The sequence below is a fragment of the Nocardia tenerifensis NBRC 101015 genome, assembly GCF_000308715.1.
In the GTDB taxonomy this organism is placed as follows: domain Bacteria; phylum Actinomycetota; class Actinomycetes; order Mycobacteriales; family Mycobacteriaceae; genus Nocardia; species Nocardia tenerifensis.
The window spans coordinates 1-17,584 of record NZ_BAGH01000184.1 but is presented as its reverse complement, the minus strand read 5'-3'; the positions used below and the strand labels follow the sequence as shown (position 1 = coordinate 17,584).

The 17,584-nt window shown below is 69.0% G+C and carries 16 protein-coding genes and 1 riboswitch; of the genes, 8 read left to right on the top strand and 8 right to left on the bottom strand.

Translation table 11 applies throughout. From position 1 onward, the window contains the following. Positions 1-11: 11 nt before the first annotated feature. Positions 12-614, bottom strand: a complete 603-nt coding sequence (locus ON39_RS45905; RefSeq protein ID WP_051186634.1) for a TetR/AcrR family transcriptional regulator — start codon at positions 612-614, stop codon at positions 12-14. Between the two features lie 102 nt (positions 615-716). Between ON39_RS45905 and ON39_RS14995 the strand changes: the two genes are divergently transcribed. The 7 genes from ON39_RS14995 (at position 717) to ON39_RS14965 (ending at position 8,149) form a co-directional block, all read left to right on the top strand. Then, on the top strand, positions 717-1,676 hold the full coding sequence (locus ON39_RS14995; RefSeq protein WP_040734663.1) for a fumarylacetoacetate hydrolase family protein: 960 nt from the start codon (positions 717-719) through the stop codon (positions 1,674-1,676). A 28-nt stretch (positions 1,677-1,704) separates the two neighbouring features. After that, positions 1,705-2,874 carry a thiolase family protein gene (locus tag ON39_RS14990; protein ID WP_040734662.1) on the top strand — a complete coding sequence of 390 codons (1,170 nt, stop codon included), beginning with the start codon at positions 1,705-1,707 and terminating at the stop codon, positions 2,872-2,874. A 28-nt stretch (positions 2,875-2,902) separates the two neighbouring features. After that, positions 2,903-4,402 carry an AMP-binding protein gene (locus ON39_RS14985; protein WP_040734661.1) on the top strand — a complete coding sequence of 500 codons (1,500 nt, stop codon included), beginning with the start codon at positions 2,903-2,905 and terminating at the stop codon, positions 4,400-4,402. Next, the gene (locus ON39_RS14980; RefSeq protein ID WP_040734660.1) at positions 4,399-5,190 is read left to right on the top strand and encodes a cyclase family protein; all 792 of its coding nucleotides are present in this window, start codon (positions 4,399-4,401) and stop codon (positions 5,188-5,190) included. Before ON39_RS14985 ends, ON39_RS14980 begins: the two co-directional genes overlap by 4 nt. Before the next feature lie 347 nt (positions 5,191-5,537). Beyond that, the gene (locus tag ON39_RS14975; RefSeq protein ID WP_040734716.1) at positions 5,538-6,080 is read left to right on the top strand and encodes an HNH endonuclease; all 543 of its coding nucleotides are present in this window, start codon (positions 5,538-5,540) and stop codon (positions 6,078-6,080) included. 25 nt (positions 6,081-6,105) lie between these two features. Next, entirely contained in the window at positions 6,106-6,381 is a 276-nt protein-coding gene (locus ON39_RS14970) for a WhiB family transcriptional regulator (RefSeq protein ID WP_040734659.1), read from the top strand. A gap of 100 nt (positions 6,382-6,481) precedes the next feature. Further along, a complete protein-coding gene (locus ON39_RS14965) occupies positions 6,482-8,149 on the top strand; it encodes a VWA domain-containing protein (protein ID WP_040734658.1) in 1,668 nt (555 codons plus the stop codon). A 93-nt stretch (positions 8,150-8,242) separates the two neighbouring features. Here the strand turns inward: ON39_RS14965 and gcvP are convergent, their stop codons facing one another. The 7 genes from gcvP to ON39_RS14930 all read right to left on the bottom strand — a co-directional run bounded on the left by gcvP (position 8,243) and on the right by ON39_RS14930 (position 15,879). Beyond that, positions 8,243-11,110 (bottom strand): aminomethyl-transferring glycine dehydrogenase, encoded by a 2,868-nt coding sequence (gene gcvP / locus ON39_RS14960; protein ID WP_040734657.1) that lies wholly within the window; start codon positions 11,108-11,110, stop codon positions 8,243-8,245. A gap of 147 nt (positions 11,111-11,257) precedes the next feature. Then, positions 11,258-11,357: riboswitch (glycine riboswitch) on the bottom strand. A 232-nt stretch (positions 11,358-11,589) separates the two neighbouring features. After that, on the bottom strand, positions 11,590-12,183 hold the full coding sequence (locus tag ON39_RS14955) for a MerR family transcriptional regulator (protein ID WP_040734656.1): 594 nt from the start codon (positions 12,181-12,183) through the stop codon (positions 11,590-11,592). A gap of 250 nt (positions 12,184-12,433) precedes the next feature. Beyond that, positions 12,434-12,907: a bifunctional nuclease family protein gene (locus tag ON39_RS14950; RefSeq protein WP_040734655.1), complete on the bottom strand. Its 474-nt coding sequence runs from the start codon at positions 12,905-12,907 to the stop codon at positions 12,434-12,436. 306 nt (positions 12,908-13,213) lie between these two features. Further along, positions 13,214-14,014 carry a transcriptional regulator FtsR gene (gene ftsR / locus ON39_RS14945; RefSeq protein ID WP_051186652.1) on the bottom strand — a complete coding sequence of 267 codons (801 nt, stop codon included), beginning with the start codon at positions 14,012-14,014 and terminating at the stop codon, positions 13,214-13,216. An 82-nt stretch (positions 14,015-14,096) separates the two neighbouring features. Next, positions 14,097-14,582 (bottom strand): oxoglutarate dehydrogenase inhibitor Odhl, encoded by a 486-nt coding sequence (gene odhI, locus ON39_RS14940; protein WP_040734653.1) that lies wholly within the window; start codon positions 14,580-14,582, stop codon positions 14,097-14,099. Between the two features lie 168 nt (positions 14,583-14,750). After that, complete coding sequence (gene gcvH, locus ON39_RS14935) at positions 14,751-15,149, bottom strand: glycine cleavage system protein GcvH (protein ID WP_040734652.1); 399 nt, start codon at positions 15,147-15,149, stop codon at positions 14,751-14,753. A 91-nt stretch (positions 15,150-15,240) separates the two neighbouring features. After that, the gene (locus ON39_RS14930) at positions 15,241-15,879 is read right to left on the bottom strand and encodes a CDP-alcohol phosphatidyltransferase family protein (protein ID WP_040734651.1); all 639 of its coding nucleotides are present in this window, start codon (positions 15,877-15,879) and stop codon (positions 15,241-15,243) included. Positions 15,880-16,058: 179 nt separating this feature from the next. Here ON39_RS14930 and ON39_RS14925 point away from each other — a divergent pair. Continuing rightward, positions 16,059-17,584, top strand: a 1,526-nt coding sequence (locus ON39_RS14925) for a GMC oxidoreductase (RefSeq protein ID WP_040734715.1), incomplete at its 3' end; no start/stop codon positions are given.

The window sequence follows — 17,584 nt, the reverse complement described above, 5'->3', positions numbered from 1 at the left end:
CGCGCAAGCCTTTACGAAGCATCCTCGCGCGACCGATCCAGCGCGAGCTGGAAGACCTGCTGTAGTGAGCCGAGCCCGGTGCCCGGGTCCACGCCGGCCTCGAGCCGGTGCATCACGTTGACGCCGATCGCGCTGCCGAACAACACATCCGCGAGCGTCGCGGGGTCGGGCATGCCGGGCGCGTCCGCGATGACCTCCTGGACCGCGTCGACCCAGAACCGCCTGCTGTTCAGGTAGCCGGCGACGTACGCGTCGCGAATCGGCCCGGGCGCCAACATGACCTCGGGCAGCACCGTCGCGAAGGTGCGCCCGCACGGCGCGTCGACGACGGCCAGGTGCGCGTCGATCAGGACACCGAGGGTCACCGTGCCCGCCGCGGCGATGCGTGCGCGGTACTCCTGCTCGGCCGTCGCGAAGGCGTGCCGGACCACCTCCACGATCAGCCCGTCCTTGGACCCGAAATGCCAGGCGATGGAGCCGCGGCTGATGCCGGCCCGCTCCGCCACCGCCTGCACCGAGGTGCCGCGCGGACCCACTTCGGCGACCAATTCGGTCGCCGCCTCGAGCAGGCGACGACGGCTCTCTGCGGATGACTCCTCACGGCGACCGACCATGCCGGGAATTCTCTCATGCCGAAAATCCTATGCTGTTCATCCTTGCCTATGTCGAGCGTCCAATCTTATGCTTGCGGTCCATTCAACTCATCGGAGAGTCTCATGCGCCTCATCACGTTCCTTGCCGACGGCCGTCACCGGGTCGGCGCCCTGCTCGACGAGGACACCACCGTTCTCGACCTGACCGCCGCCGCGCCCGATCGCCCCGAATTCCGTTCGATGCTCGCCCTGATCGAGTCCGGACCAGCCGGTTCGGCTCGAGCCGCCGAGCTGGTGGCAGACCGGCCGTCCACCGCGCTGATCGATGCGAAGGCGATCCGATGGTGCGCGCCCCTGCCTCGCCCGCCACGGGTCCGCGACTGCGCCCTGTTCACCGAGCATCTGAGCGCCGCCCTGCGCGAAATGGCCCGCAGGCAGGCCGCCGCGGCCGACGATCCCGACGCCGCCTTCGACCAGCTGATGGCCGGCGGCCGATTCACCCTGCACCCGCTGTTCGCCGAGCGGGTCTTGTACTACACCGTCGATCCACTCGCCATCAGCGGACCGGACGACACCATCGCGCCGCCCGAGGACGCCGCCGAGCTGGACTACGAACTCGAGATCGCCGCGGTGGTGGGCCGAAACGGGAGCGACATCGCACCCGGCGACGCCGGCGGATACATCTTCGGATACACGATCTGCAACGACTGGAGCGCCAGGGATCTCCAGCTGAAGCTCATGCAGACCGGCGTGGGAGCCGGTGTGAGCAAAGACTTTTCGACCACGCTCGGCCCCTGCCTGGTCACCGCGGACGAGGTGCCCGACCCCTATGCGCTGACCATGCGCGCCCGTGTCAACGGCGAGCAGCTCTCGCTCGGCAGCACCGCGTCCATGACGCACACCTTCGCCGAGGCGATCGCCCAGTTCAGCCGGGTCGGCGGCGTGTACGCCGGTGAGGTGATCGTCTCGGGCACCGTCGCCTCCGGCACGGGCTTCGACGCCGGGCGGCACCTGAAGCCCGGCGACGTCGTCGAACTCGAGATCGACCGGATCGGCACGCTGCGCAACCGGGTCGCGCTGTGACGGGCCGGGGCCGAGGCGAGGCCACGGCATGAACGAGGTCTACATCGTCGGCGCCGCGCGCACGGCGTACGGACGCTTCCCCGAGCGCACGGTCGGCCAATTGGCCAGGGCCGCACTGGATGCCTGTGTCGGTGACGCCGGTGCGCAGATCGGTGACATCGAGGCCGTGTTCTTCGCCAACGCGGGCCAGGGCGCGACGACGGGGCAGCACACCATTCGCGGTCAGGTCGCGCTGCGCGGCGCGGGATTGCCCGGAGTGCCGATCGTCAATGTCGAGAATGCCTGCGCCAGTGGGGCTTCCGCGTTGCATCTGGCGGTGTCCGCCATCCGCTCCGGCCAGGTCGACGTCGCGCTCGCGCTCGGCGCCGAACAACTGTCCGTGGCCGACCGGACCACCGCCACAAATCTTTTCGACGGCGGCATCGACATCGTCCGGCGCGACGAGGATCTGGCTCGCCTCGGCGTCCGGCCCGGCGACGGCACGGTGTTCATGGGCATCTACGCGGCGTTGGCCGAGCGGTACGGCCTGGACCAGCGACAGCTCGCCGCGGTCACCGCGAAGAACCGCGGGCACGCCGCCCGCAACCCATACGCGACCTACCGCACTCCCCTGACCGTCGAGGAGATCTGCGCCGCACGGGTCATCGCCCCGCCGCTCACCAAACCGATGTGCGCGCCCATCGGCGACGGCGCGGCCGCGATCCTGCTGTGCGGCACGCGATCTCGGTTCGCCTCCGGACGCGCGGTCAGGGTTCGGGCCACCGCACTGGCCTCGGCCACCGACCGCGACCTCGACGACGAGGCCGGCCACATCAGCGGCAGACTGGCCCGAATGGCCTACGAGCAGGCGGGTCTCAGCCCCGACGAGATCTCGCTCGCGGAGGTGCACGACGCGACCGCCGTCGGGGAGATCCTCCAAACCCGCTTTCTCGGCCTGGCCGACGGCGACGCCGCCGCGCGCGGTGACACCGCCCTCGGCGGCCGGATACCCGTCAACACCTCCGGCGGGCTGGAGTGCAACGGCCACCCGATCGGCGCCACCGGCCTGGGCCAAATCCATGAACTGGTCACCCAATTGCGCGGCGAGGCGGGCGCGCGACAGGTCGCCCGGCCCCGCATCGGCCTCGCCGAGAACGGCGGCGGCTTTCTCGGGGTCGAGGAGGCCGCCGCCGCGATCACCATCCTGGAGGCGATGTGAACACATACCCCACGACATCGGAGGCAGCGTGAACATCGCAACCCTGCTGTACCAGTCCGCGATGCGCCGACCGGACGCTCCCGCCATCGGTCACGGCGATGAGATCGCCTACACCTATGCCGAACTCGCGGGAACGGCGAGCGCGGTCGGGCGCTACCTCGAGCGCGAACACGATCTGCGGCCGGGCGATCGAATCGCGTTGGCAATGAACAACACTCCGCACTACCTGGCCGTGCTGTTCGCCGCATGGTGGACGGGGCTGATCGTGGTGCCCATGAACCCACGCCTGCACCGGCGCGAGTTCGAGCAGCTCGTCGCCGACAGCGGCGCGGCGCTCTGCGTGACCACGGCCGACCTCTCCGCGCCGGAGACCGTGCCTTGCCTGGACGTGGTGGAGTTGTGCGGCGCCGCAGGCGAAGCCGAGGACACTCCGCCGCCCGCCGTCGTCGCGCCCGAAGACCCCGCCTGGCTGTTCTACACCAGCGGGACGACCGGCAGATCCAAAGGCGCGACACTGACCCACCGCAACCTCATGGCGGCGACCCTCAGCGCCCTGGCCGATCTCGGCGACGCCGCCGACGCCTCGCTGCTGCATCTGACCCCGATGTCGCACGCGGGCGGGCTGTTCGGGATCGTGTGCGTCGCGCGGGCGCGCACCAACGTGCTGCCGCGCGACGGGGTGGTCGACGCGGCCACCCTGGCCGAGGCGCTCACCGCCTTCGGCCCGGTCACCTTCTTCGCGGTACCGACCATCCTGCGCCGCCTGCTCGACCCGAAGCTGTTGCCGGACGAGCTCATCGCGCGGGTGCGACGGATCTACTACGGCGGCGCACCGACCTACGTCGACGACTTGCGCCGCGTGGTCGCGCGTTTCGGCGCGCAGCGCCTGTGGCAGGCCTTCGGTCAGGGCGAATCACCCTGCACCATCACCCATCTCACGCCCGAGGAACACCTCGACCTGCCCGGCGACGGCGACCTGATGACCGTCGGCCACGCCCGCACCGGCGTCCAGGTGGAGGTCGTCGGCCCGGACGGCGAGCCGCTGCCGCACGGCGAGGTGGGTGAGGTGGTGGTCCGCGGCGACACCGTGATGGCCGGATACTGGCGCGACCCCGAGGCGACCGAGGCCACACTGCGCCGAGGCCGACTGCACACCGGCGACCTCGGCCGACTGGACAGCCGGGGCCGCCTCACGCTGGTCGACCGCGCGAAGGATCTCATCATCTCCGGCGGGTCGAACATCTACCCGCGCGAGATCGAGGAGTCGCTGCTGTCGCACCCGGCGGTCGCCGAGGCGGCGGTGGTCGGACGGCCCGACGCCGAATGGGGCGAGCTCCCGGTCGCTTTCCTCGTCACGACGACCGAGGTGACCCCCGACGAACTCGACGCGCACTGCCTGAACCTGCTCGCCAGATACAAACGGCCGCGCGACTACCACTTCGTCTCCGCACTCCCCCGCAACGGCTACGGCAAAGTCCGCAAAACCGAACTCAGAACACGCATTTCACCACAGGAAGGCCCGCGATGACGCGCTTGATCGACCTCACCTACCCCATGGACCCCGCGTTCCGCGAGACCGTGCCGCTGCCCGCCCTGGCCGCGATCGTCGGCCCGACAGTGAAGTGGTACGCGCACAAGGACACCGGACGCGACATGATGCTCGAGCTCTTCGGGTGCACCGAGGACGACCTGCCCGACGGCGAGGGCATGGCCGGTGAGGTGCTCGACGACTTCGGCACGCACTGCGGCACCCACGTCGACGCACCCTGGCACTCCGGCACCACCAGCGAGGGCAGGCCGGCCCGCACCATCAGCGATATCGAGCTGTCGGAGCTGTTCGTCCCCGGCATGGTGCTCGACGTGCGCGAATGGGCGCGCCCGGGCGAGGCCATCCCGGTGCACGCGCTCGAGTCGGCGATCGCGGCGACCGGACGCGCCATCGAGCCCGGCGACGCCGTCCTGATCCGCACCGGGCAGGAACGGTTCCCGATCAGCGATCCGGCCTACTTCACCTACCCCGGAATGTCCGGCGCGGGAACGCGTTTCCTGGCCGATCAGGGTGCGAAGATCCTCGGCACCGACGCCATCGGCTGGGATCGGCCCATCCCGGTGATGGTGGAGGCGTTCCGGAAAACCGGTGACCGCGCGGAGATCTGGGACGGCCACTACGCCATCCGCGACAGAGAGGCCTTCATCGTGCAGCAGCTCGATAATCTCGCCGCCCTGCCGCCGACCGGCTTCACGGTCGGGTTCTTCCCGCTCAAGCTGATCGGCACCAGCGCCGCGCCCGCGCGCGTGGTCGCCTTCGTCGACTAGCGAATCCGATCCCGAAGGCCCCCGTTCGCGGGGGCCTTCGACGTCCGTCCTCGAGGCGAAGCGGGCCGAAATAAATGACCCGACAAGGGCAGGTCCGTTATGTCACCATGGAATTCGACGATGATCACCGCGCAACGGTGGTCCACGAGCTTGTGGAAAGGAGGAGGTGGCGATGGTCTCGAAGAGTCCGATCCAGGCGAACGACGATGCGGCACATCGGTTGTCGACCGGCAAACCCGTGTTCGATCCGCGGCGGCATAGTGCAGACGGCCACCTCCTGGCCGGTAGCTGACCGCCCCCCCTTTCGCGCCCGATCGCTCGACTCCTTCCGAAACATGGTGATTCCCATGACATTCCGCCATGCCGCCCCGGCGGCGCCCACCGCCGACAACTGGATACACACCGGAGTCCTGGTGCTCAACGCCTCCTACGAGGCGCTCACCGAGATCGGCGCCGACCGCGCCGTCGTGCTGCTGATGGCCGGGGCCGCCGAGTCGATCGCCGACCGCACGCCGCACTTCCCCATCCGGTCCCAGCACGCCGAGCTGCTGCTGCCCGAAACCATCCGGCTGCTGCGCTACGTCTACCTCGAGCACAGCACGCGGGTGCACGACGAGAGCCGCGCCACCCTCGCCGGCGTGCTGCGCCGCGACGGCCACCGCTGCGGTTACTGCGCCGACTGGGCCCGCACCGTCGACCACATCCGGCCGCGCAGCCGGGGCGGCCCGAACACCTGGAGCAACCTCGTTGCCTGTTGCGGTCCGTGCAATACGACCAAGGCCGACCGCACCCCGGAGGAGGCCGGAATGCGGTTGTTGTGGCAGCCCAAGGCACCGAATGACCGAATCAAGCAACAGCGGCGGATCTGGAAGCAACTCGCCGCAACCTGACCCTCCGAGAAAGGAGAGGATCGCGATGACCGTTCGCGCCGAGACCACCGCGGTCGTGGAGCCGACCCTGGCCGAGCTGCTTCCGCTCTCGGACTCCGGGGACTGGCACCGGGCGGCCTGCCGGGGTGATCCGCATCACGAGGCGTGGTTCCCGTACCCGTCGCAGGACTTCGACTACGCGCGCGGAGTCTGCGGGGACTGCCCCATCCGCGCCGCCTGCGGCGAATTCGCCGCCCGCACCGGCCAGTCCGGCGTGTGGGGCGGCCACGAGTTCGATCGAGGGCGGCTGATCCGCCCGTGAGCACCGCCGCCGTGTCCCGCCGGCCACGGCGGCGGGCGTTTCGTCACGGCTCGCCGACGCGGCGAGCCCGCAAACAGCAGGTGAACATACACTGTGCACCGTGGGCACTCATCGCAGCCGAACCAGATCCAGGGGCGTCAGCAAAGGTCCGGTTATCGGGGTGGTGGCCATCGTGGCGATCGTCGCGATCGTCTTCGCGTGGTTCCAACTGCGCGACCGGGCGGCCGACGAGGACAGCGCGGCCGCGGCGGAGTGCGTCTCCGGCCCCTCGACCCTCTACGTGACCGCCGAGCCCGACATCGCCCCGCACGTCCAGGCCGCTGCGGACCGGTACAACGCGACAAAACCGAAGGTGCGCGATCACTGCGCACAGGTCGTGGTCACCGCGCAGCCGTCCGCGGCCGTCGTCGCCGCCTTCACCAACGGCAAGCCGTGGGACCAGAAGCTCGGTCCGCAGCCGGTGCTGTGGATCCCCGACTCGACGCGCTCGATCGAGTCCATGCGCGTGCCGGGACTGATCGAGGGCGCCCCCGCCCCGATCGCCGTCAGCCCGATCGTGCTCGCCGTGCCCGACCAATTGCGCGGCGCGCTCGAACAAGCCAAGGCCACGTGGGCGGATCTCCCACGGCTGCAACAGGGTTCGCTCAACGAGGTAGGCCTGTCCGGCTGGGGCGGCCTGCGCATGGCCTTGCCGCCCGGTGACGCCTCACTCGCCGCCGCGGTGGCCGTGGGATCCGCCGTATCCGGCGCGGAGCCGCTCAGCGAGCAGGCCGCGCAATCCGGCCAAGCCGTCGCGGCCATCTCCGGCCTAGCCGCCGAGGCGCCCGAGGCCCCCGACACCGCCGCCGCGCTCGGCATCATCGCGGGCGCGCCGCAATCCGCCACCGTGCACGCCGTCGCCACCACCGAGCAGCAGGCGAAAACCCAAGCGGGGCTTGCCGTCTTCCGTCCGTCCGGGGCCGCGCCCGTGGCCGACCACCCGGCCGCGCTGATGTCGGGGCCGTGGGTGGACAAGACGCAGAACCTCATCGGCGGTCTCTTCGCCGACTACCTCCGCGCCCCCGAGCAGGCGCAGGCGTTCACCGCGGCGGGCTTCACCACCGCCCCCGCCGCCGCCCCCGCCCCGCCGCGGGCCGCGCTCGACAAAGTCCGTGCCACCCTGGCCAATCCGGTGCTCGGCGTGCAGTCCACGGTGCTCGTCGACGTCTCGTCGTCCATGTCGAGCACCGACGGCTCGATGACCAGACTCGCGAATGTCATTGCCGCACTGAACTCCACGATGACGGTGATGCCGCCGGACTTCGGCCTCGGCCTGTGGACCTACGGCAAGAACCTCGACGGCACAACACCTTACAAGATCCAGGTGCCCACCGCGCCGCTCGGCGACGACCAGCGCACCGAACTCACCACCGCGCTCGGCGCCGTGAAGACCAGCGACGTGCGCGCCGACCAGGCCTACCCGACCCTCATCGCCGCCTACAAGAATGCCGTCAGCGGCTACGCGGCAGGCCGCACGAACTCGGTGCTGCTCATCACCGACGGACCCGAGGACGACTCCACCGTCACCGGCGCGAAACTCGCCGCCGACCTGGCCGCCGCCATCGACCACACCCACCCCGTGCGCGTCGACATCATCGTGATCGGCGGCCAGGGCACGCAGACGTTGAAGAGCATCTCCGACCAGACCGGCGGCACCTACACCCGCCTCCCCACCTCGGACGACCTGACCTTCGCCTCGGCAGTGGTCCACTCCCTGACCAACCCCTGACGCCCCGATTTCCCGCACCGGGTTCCATTGTGCGGGAAATCAAAGGGCGGAAGGACTTTCGATCACCACACGCCGTCGACCGGCGCGGGAACCTCAGTCGGCGTAGGCCTCCAGCGGCGGGCAGGAGCAGACCAGGTTGCGGTCGCCGTACGCGCCGTCGATGCGGCGCACCGGCGGCCACACCTTCGCCCGCGCGTGGCCGAGACCCCGCGGATACACGGCGGTTTCGCGACTGTACGGGTGCTCCCACTCGCCGACCAGGCTGGCCGCGGTGTGCGGGGCGCCGCGCAGCGGGTTGTCGGTGACCGGCCAGACGCCCGCGGCGACCTGATCGATCTCCTTGCGGATCGCGATCATCGCCTCGATGAAATCGTCGAGCTCGGCCAGGTTCTCGCTCTCCGTCGGCTCGACCATGAGCGTCCCCGCGACCGGGAAGCTCATCGTGGGCGCGTGGAAACCGTAGTCCGCCAGCCGCTTCGCGACGTCGTCGACGGTCACGCCGGTGCGCTTGGTGATCTCCCGCAGATCCAGGATGCACTCGTGCGCCACCATGCCGTGCTCGCCGGTGTAGAGCACCGGGAAGTACTCGTCGAGCCTGCGCGCGATGTAGTTGGCCGAGGCGATGGCCGTCAGCGTGGCGTCGCGCAGCCCGTCCGCGCCCATCATCCGGATGTAGGCCCAGGTGATCGGCAGGATCGAGGCGGAACCGTAGTTGGCCGCCGACACCGCGTGCGAGTCGGTCACCAGCGGATCGCCGGGCAGGTAAGGCGCGAGGTGCGACCGGACCGCGACCGGGCCGACGCCCGGCCCGCCGCCGCCGTGCGGGATGCAGAAGGTCTTGTGCAGGTTCAGGTGGCTGACGTCGCCGCCGAACCGACCCGGACGGGCAAGTCCGACAAGGGCATTCAGGTTCGCGCCGTCGACGTACACCTGACCGCCCGCGTCGTGCACCAGCGCGCACAGCTCGGCGACCTCGTGCTCGTACACGCCGTGCGTGGACGGGTAGGTGATCATGATGCAGGCCAGCCGTTCGGCGTGATCGGCGATCTTGGCTCGCAGGTCGTCCAGGTCGACGTCGCCGTTCTCGCGGCACTTGACCACCTCGACACGCAGCCCCGCCATCGCCGCCGAGGCCGCGTTGGTGCCGTGCGCGCTGGACGGGATCAGGCAGGTATCGCGGTGCGTGTCACCACGATCCAGGTGGTAGCGCCGAATCGCGAGCAGACCCGCGTACTCGCCCTGGCTGCCGGCGTTGGGCTGCAGGCTCACCGAGTCGTACCCGGTGATGTCGCACAGCCACCGCTCCAGATCGTGAATCACCTGCAACAGACCGGGCGCGTCCTCCACGGGCGCGTACGGGTGCACCCGGGCGAAGCCGGGCCAGGTGATGGCCTCCATCTCGGCGGTCGCGTTGAGCTTCATGGTGCAGGAGCCGAGCGGAATCATGCTGCGGTCCAACGCGATGTCCTTGTCGGACAGCGACCGCAGGTACCGCAGCATGGCGGTCTCGGTGTGGTACTTGGTGAACGCGGGGTGGTCGAGGAAACCCGACGTGCGGTTCTCGATCGCGGCCACCGGGGCGGGCTCGGGCCGGTCGGACGACAGTGTGGTGCCGAAGGATTCGAGCACCGCCGCGACGTGTGCCTCGGTCGTCGCCTCGTCGCAGGCGATGCCGACGTGATCGGCGTCGACCAGGCGCAGGTTGATCCCGCGCGACTTCGCCTTCGCCACAACGGCTTCCGCGCCGCCGGGCACGTGCGCCAGCACGGTGTCGAAGAACGTGTCGTGCACGACGGCGCCGTCCAGGCCCGCGGCGATGGTCGCCGCGTGCCGGTGCACTCGCCGCGCGATCTCCCGAAGGCCTTCGGCCCCGTGGTAACTCGCGTACATGGCCGCGACGATCGCCAGCAGCACCTGCGCGGTACAGATGTTGGACGTCGCCTTCTCGCGCCGGATGTGCTGCTCGCGGGTCTGCAGCGCCAGCCGGTAGGCCACGTCGCCGTCCGCGTCCACCGAGACGCCGACGAGCCTGCCCGGCAGCTGCCTGGCATACGCGGTGCGCACCGCCAGATACCCGGCGTGCGGGCCGCCGAAGCCGAGCGGAACGCCGAAACGCTGTGTGGTGCCGAAGCAGACGTCCGCGCCCTGGTCGCCCGGCGCGGCGATCAGCGTCATCGCGAGCAGGTCCGCGCCGACCGCGACCAGCGCGCCGCGCTCGTGCGCCGCGCTGATCATCGACGTCCAGTCCACTACGCGGCCGGACGCGCCGGGCGACTGGGCCAGCACGCCGAAGAACTCGCCCTCGGGCAGCTCGCCGCCGGCCAGATCCGCGGCGACCAGCTCGATGCCCAGCGGCTGGGCCCGCGTGGTCAGCACGGTCTTGGTCTGCGGGAACAGGTCGGTGTCGATCACCAGGCGCGCCGACTTGGACCGGCTCGCCCGGTGCAGCAGCGTCATCGCCTCGGCGGCCGCGGTGGCCTCGTCGAGCATGGACGCGTTGGCCACGTCCATGCCGGTCAGCTCGGACACCATGGTCTGGAAGTTCAGCAGCGCCTCGAGCCTGCCCTGGCTGATCTCCGGCTGGTACGGCGTGTACGCCGTGTACCAGGCCGGGTTCTCGAGCAGATTGCGCACCAGCACCGGCGGGGTGAGCGTGTCGTAGTAGCCGAGGCCGATCATGGAGGTCGCCACGGTGTTGACGTGCGCGAGGCCGGCGAGTTCGGCGAGCACCTCGTGTTCGGTTGCGGCGGGCGGCAATCCGGCCAGGCCACCGGGGGACGGAAGGGAGGCGGAGCCGACCGGGGGTGGGTAGACACAGCCGTCGAGGATGGTGGCGGGCACAGCCTTGGTGGCCAGCTCGTCGAGCGAGTCGACGCCGACGACGTCCAGGATCCGGGCGAGTTCGCCCCGATCGGGTCCGATGTGGCGATCGGCGAATGAGCGAGTCACGGCAGCTCCCATGGGTTCGGGCGGGTCGACTTGGTCGACGGGTACCAGCCCTCCCCCTCTGTCGTGTTGCCTGAGAGATTCGGACGCGCGACCGCAATGAAGGCCGAGCCCCTTTCCCCATGGGCGGGCGGCCCGAAGCCACCGCTTTCCAGAGGCGCCCAAGCCCGCACGGTCCCTGGTGCCTGAGAGATTGACGGGGAGGTGCTGCTCCTTCGGCGCCCGGACTCTGGCGAACCCGGGACTCTCCCGCACGGCGTTGGCGCGCCACCAGTTTAAGCCGACGACACGCCGCGACGCGGCACTGGTCCTTCCTCGGCGGTGTCGTGCTGGTCACGCCGCTACGCCGGGGACTTGGGCGACTCCATAGCCAGATGCGCATATCTACCTAACAGCATGTCGATGTGCCTGTAGAAAATCAGATGCCGGACAGCACAACACCCCGCTACCCTTCCGTTGTCGGGGAGGCGGGGTGTTGTTTCAGAGAGCTATTTCTAACCGGTCTTGCGGTTCATCCGCGCCTTGCGCCGATAGGACAGCTCGTCCTCCGGCCGCTCGGTCACCGCGGACGCGCGCTCCGCGGGGAAATTCGCGATGGCACCGGTGAGTTCGTGCATGGCGCCGCTGATCGCGATGCCGAAGACGCCCTGCCCGCCCTGCAGTAAATCGACTACCTCCTCGGCCGAGGTGCACTCGTACACCGAGGTGCCGTCGGAGAACAGGGTGATCCCGGCGAGATCCTGCACTCCCCTGCTGCGTAGATGGTCGACCGCGATCCTGATGTTCTGTAGCGAGATGCCCGCGTCGAGCAGTCGCTTCACGATCTTGAGGACGAGGATGTCCTTGAACGAGTACAGGCGCTGGCTTCCCGACCCCGCGGCGCTGCGAATGGACGGCACGACCAATCCGGTGCGCGCCCAATAATCGAGTTGCCGGTAGGTGATCCCGGCCACCTGACACGCGCTGGGCACCCGATAGCCGACCAGATCGTCGGGAACCGAGTCGTCCGGGAACAGGCCTGGCTGTACCACATCCTGCGATTGCTCTGCCACTGACCACTCCCTTGCTTCGCCGACGGCTAGCCTCATCGATGACCCGGCTCCGTTTCGGCCACCGCCGTGCTGACGACACGCTGTTCGATCACACCGCTGTTCTGATCACACCGCTGTACTGACGACCTGGCCGAAACGGACGTGGCCCAACTATCGAGATTACTCTCCCTGATTGTCCAGGGAGCACCATCGTCGGACCAAACGCGACGCGCGGTTGAAGTCTCGACCTCTGGTTCAGCCCCGCGCGTCGTCGGCGTGGCGCCGCCTGGGCGGCGAATGCGTGAACTCAGCTGTCGGTGGCCTTGAAGTCGTCGGGCGAGACCGATTCGAGGAACTCCTTGAACTTCTCCACCTCGTCCTCGCGCTCGTCCGGCATGACCAGCCCGGCCTCCTCGAGCACCGGCTCCTCGGCGTAGATCGGGCAACCCACCCGCAAGGCGATCGCTACCGAGTCCGACGGCCGCGCCGAGATGCGCACCTCGTTGTCGAACACGAGGTCGGCGTAGAAGGTGCCCTCCTGCAGATCGACGATGCGCACCTCCTTGAGGGTGCGCCCGAGTTCGGTGATCAGGATCTTGATCAGATCGTGGGTCAGCGGGCGGATCGGGGTCACCCCCTCCTGCTCCAGCACGATCGCGGTCGCCTCGGCCTGCCCGATCCAGATGGGTAGGTACCGATCCCCCGACACCTCGCGGAGCAACAGCACGGGCTGATTCTGTGGCTGCTCGACCCGAATGCCGATCACGCGCATCTCGCTCATGCCTGCACCTCACTCGCATTCGGCTTCAGCATGAGCGAAGCGCCCTGCTCGCTCATGGCCTCCACCTCGCTGACCCTCAGCCCCGGCACGCGCGACGCACGCTGTGACATGACTCGTTCGCTTCGCTCACTCATCGCACTGCCTCCCATTACTCGCGGCCGCCCTGGGCACGACCACCGCCCAGTTCGCCGTACCACGAGTCTAGGCGAACGCAAGCGGTGCAGTGATCGGTGTGCACAGCCGAAATCGGCGTGTTGGATGACCGAAACACGACACGGATTTCGTGTCGGCGCGTCGACGGGATGTTCAGCCGCCCAGCGACGTCCGCACCGACGACTTCACCAGACAGGTGTGCAGCGTCAGCGACAGCGCGGCGAGTTCGCGCACCGTTTCCTCGGCCCGCGCCCGCGCGCCGGCGTCGCGGCTCTTCGCGATCGGAGCGGCGATCTGCGCGACCAGCGCGGCCTCGCGATCGGCGGCGAGCTTGAAGGCGCGCAGATGCCTTGCCTCCAAACCGAATTCGGCCATCGCCCGGGCGGTCCTGGCCAGTGTCACCGCGTCGCCGTCGAAGAAGCCCGCGGCGCCGGGGGTGATCAGGTTCGCCCGGATGAGGTCGTTGAGAAAGGTCTCGTCGATCGCGGCTTGCGCGAGCAGATCCGCGCGGGTGAGCCGTATTTCGTGATCGAAGCGGAGATCGTCGGGGGAAATCTCGCTGGGCACCACGCCGAGCCTCCTCGGCGCGGCGGCGCCGTTCCTGTTCCCGCCGGGTGTGGCCGGGTGCTCGGAGTCGGTCACCGGGGAGACCGACTCCGACGCGCCCGCACGGCCGGAGTGCGCTCTGGCGCGCGCTTCCCGCACGCCGAGCGTCGCCGCACCGCTGTCGATCGCCTCGAGTTGTTCCTTGATCACCTTCAGCGGCAGGTACTGATCGCGTTGCGCGGTCAGCACGAACCGGAGCCGTTCACAGTCGGCGACGGAGAATCTGCGGTAGCCCGAGGGCGTGCGCTCCGGCCGAATGAGGCCCTCCGCCTCGAGGAAGCGGATCTTCGAGATGGTGACGTCCGGAAAGTCCGGACGCAGCAGGTCGAGCACGGAGCCGATCGACATGCCTCCGCGCGCCCACTGCGCCGCTCCCGTCACAGCGCCAGGTCCCTCATGACCCCTAGCCCTTCATGGCGAACAGAGATGCTCACAGGCTCCCTGCACCCGCGGACGGCTCGTTGACCTGGGCGCGCGGCCCGGTGAGGAACACCAGGCGGAACTTGCCGATCTGGACCTCGTCGCCGTTCTGGAGTTCCGAGGAGTCCACCGGCTCCCGATTCACATAGGTGCCGTTCAGGCTGCCGACATCGACAACCTGGAACGAATCGTCGTCCTGACGGAACTCGGCATGCCTGCGGCTGACCGTGACGTCGTCGAGAAAGATGTCACTGTCGGGGTGGCGGCCGGCCGACGTGGTCGGCTGGTCCAGCAGGAACCGCGAGCCCGCGTTCGGACCGCGCTTGACGACCAGGAGGGCCGCGCCAACGGGCAGACCCTCGACCCCTTGCACCGGCTGCTCGCCGGTCGGCTCTCCGGAGCGCGACGCGTCGACCTCGTTCAGGAAATCCGCGCGGAAGACCGACGTCGTCTCGGCCGCGGTCTCCCCGTAACCCGGGTCTTTGTTCTCGCTCACCGTTTCTCTCCTCCTCGAACCTGATTATTCATGCAAGCAGGTGATACCTGTGGCACCACGACCTGCCGTCGAGTCCCTAGATTCGCGACAGTGGCTGTCGGCGCATCTGTTGGCATTGACCGTACCCTGCCAGGGCGTGCCCGTGCAGGTAGAACCGGGAAGGCTGATTCAGCCCCCGATAACTCCTTGATAACCTGCCGCATCCAACAGTTCATCAAGGGTCGCGTCGAGGCCGGCGGCGTCCGCGACCTCGAGTTCGAACAACCATCCGTCACCGTACGGATCGGTGTTCAGCGTCTCCGGCTGCGGCGTCAAATCCTCGTTCACCGCAACAACTTTCGCCGCGATCGGCGCGTAGATGTCGGACACGCTCTTGGTCGACTCGACCTCGGCGATGCTCTCCCCGACGGCCACCTCTTTGTCCGTCTCGGGCAGCTGCACGAACACAACGTCACCGAGTTGAGACTGGGCGTAATCGGTGATGCCCACCCGAACCCGGGTCGGTCCGATCCGCTGCACCCACTCGTGCTCCTCGGTGTAGCGCAGATCTTCGGGGGTCTGGGTCACAGGCCGTCCGTCCTTTCCGTTGTGATCGTGTGGGCGCAACTCTATGCGAGGGTCGAGGCGATGTACGACTCGACGTCGAATGTTCGACCCGTCAGGTCGGACGGTGTGGCACAGCCGGTATCGAGCGAGCGACGGCGATCGCCTTACCGGTGTAGAGCAAGCCGGTCCATACATACACCGCCGTGCCCCAGACCAGTAATGCCCCACCGAAGGCGCGTCCGAAACCGTCGATCGCCCAATCCATCTCCCCCGCCAGCAACCACGGCAGCGCGGACATCAGCGCGAAGGTGGCGGCCTTGCCCAGATAGATGACGTCGGGCGGGGGCAGGTCGCGGCGTTTGTACACCGTCAGCGTGCCGGTGAGGACCAGATCGCGGCCGACCAGGATCACCGCGACCCACCACGGGATCAGTCCGCGCAGGACGAACGCCAGCAGGGTCGTCACCAGGTACAGCCGATCCACGAACGGGTCGAGCAGCGCGCCCAGGCGCGAGGACTGGTCGAGCAGGCGGGCCAGCTTGCCGTCCAGGAAATCGGTGACGCCGCTGGCGATCAACAGGGCGAACGCCCACCCGTCGGCGTGCTCGACCAGCATCAGCCACAGGAACAGCGGCACGCCGAGCAGGCGCACGACGCTCAGCACATTCGGGACCGTGAGGATGCGGTCGTCGAAGACGCCGCCGGGGTCGGCGCGCTCCTCCGGTTCCGTTGTGCCCGATTCGGTTGTCACGCCCCGTGCTTACCGCACCGACCCCGCTCGACGCCATCCGGGCACGCCGGTTTCCTCGATATATCCGCCGTCGCGATGGTTTCCGCCACAGCCCGGCGGTGAAAGAATGAGTATGAAATCATCTCATCGGCCGGTACGGTGAGCGATCGGCCTCGATGGCCGGTCAGCGAGAGGAAGTCATGCCCGCATTCGACTACGACGTGGTGGTGATCGGTTCCGGTTTCGGCGGCAGCGTCAGCGCGCTGCGGCTGACCGAGAAGGGGTATCGGGTCGGCGTGCTCGAGGCGGGCAGGCGGTGGGACGCCGAGAACCTCCCGCGCACCAATTGGAATGTGCGCAAGTCGATTTGGGCGCCGCGACTGGGCCTGACCGGGCCGCAGCGGATCAGCCTGCTCGGCAAGTGCGCGGTGTTCTCCGGCGCGGGCGTCGGCGGCGGCTCGCTCATCTACGGCAACACGCTCTACGAGCCGCTGGCGAACTTCTACACCGACCGGCAGTGGGCGCACATCACCGACTGGCGCGCCGAGCTCGCGCCGTACTACGACCAGGCCCAGCGCATGCTCGGCGTCGCGCCGAATCCGCGGATGACCCCGGCCGACGAGGTGATCCGCGAGATCGCCGAGGACCTCGGCGTCGGCGACACCTTCCACCCGACCGACGTCGGGGTGTTCTTCAACGAGAGCGATCCCGGCGCCGAGGTCGAGGACCCCTACTTCGGCGGCGCCGGGCCGCGCAGGCGCGGCTGCGTGCACTGCGCGCAATGTTTCACCGGCTGCCCGCACAACGCCAAGAACACCACCACCACGAACTACCTCTACCTCGCCGAACAGGCGGGCGCCGAGGTGCATCCGCTGACCACCGCCACCGCGGTGCGCCCGCTGCCCGACGGCGGCTACGCGGTGGAGACCGAGCGCTCGGACCGCTGGATCCGCAAGGAGCGCAAGACCTTCACCGCCGAGCAGGTCGTGTTCGCCGGCGCCGCGCTCGGCACCCAGAAGCTGCTGCACAAGATGCGCGACGACGCGGTGCTGCCGAACCTCTCGCCGCGCCTCGGTGAGCTGACCCGCAGCAACTCCGAGGCGATCCTCAATGTGGTGAGCCGCTCGCGCCGCGACTTCGCCGAGGGCATCGCGATCACCTCCTCGATCCACCCGGCCGAGGACACCCATATCGAGGTGTGCCACTACGGCAAGGGGCAGAACGCGCTGTTCCCGATGTCGGTGCCGATCGTCGACGGCGGCGCGTTCCGGTTCCTGCGCTTCCTGCTGGCGATCGTGCTGCACCCGCTGGTGTTCCTGCGCAGCCTCAATGCCAGGCACGCCTCGGAGCGGTCGGTGATCCTGCTGGTCATGCAGTCGCTGGACAACTCGCTGACCTCGTTCCGCAGGCGCGGGCTGCTCAAGACGAGGCAGGGCACCGGGGAGCCGAATCCGACCTGGATCCCGATGGCGCACGACATCGGCAGGCGCTTCGGCGAGAAGGTGCGGGGCGATACGCACGGGCTGGTGATGGACGTGTTCAACATTCCGGCGACCGCGCACTACATCGGCGGGTGTGTCATCGGCGACACTCCGGAGACCGGTGTGGTCGACCCGTATCAGCGGGTCTTCGGCCACCCGGGGCTGCACGTGGCGGACGGCTCTGCGGTCACCGCCAACCTCGGCGTGAACCCGTCGCTCACCATCACCGCGCAGGCGGAGCGCGC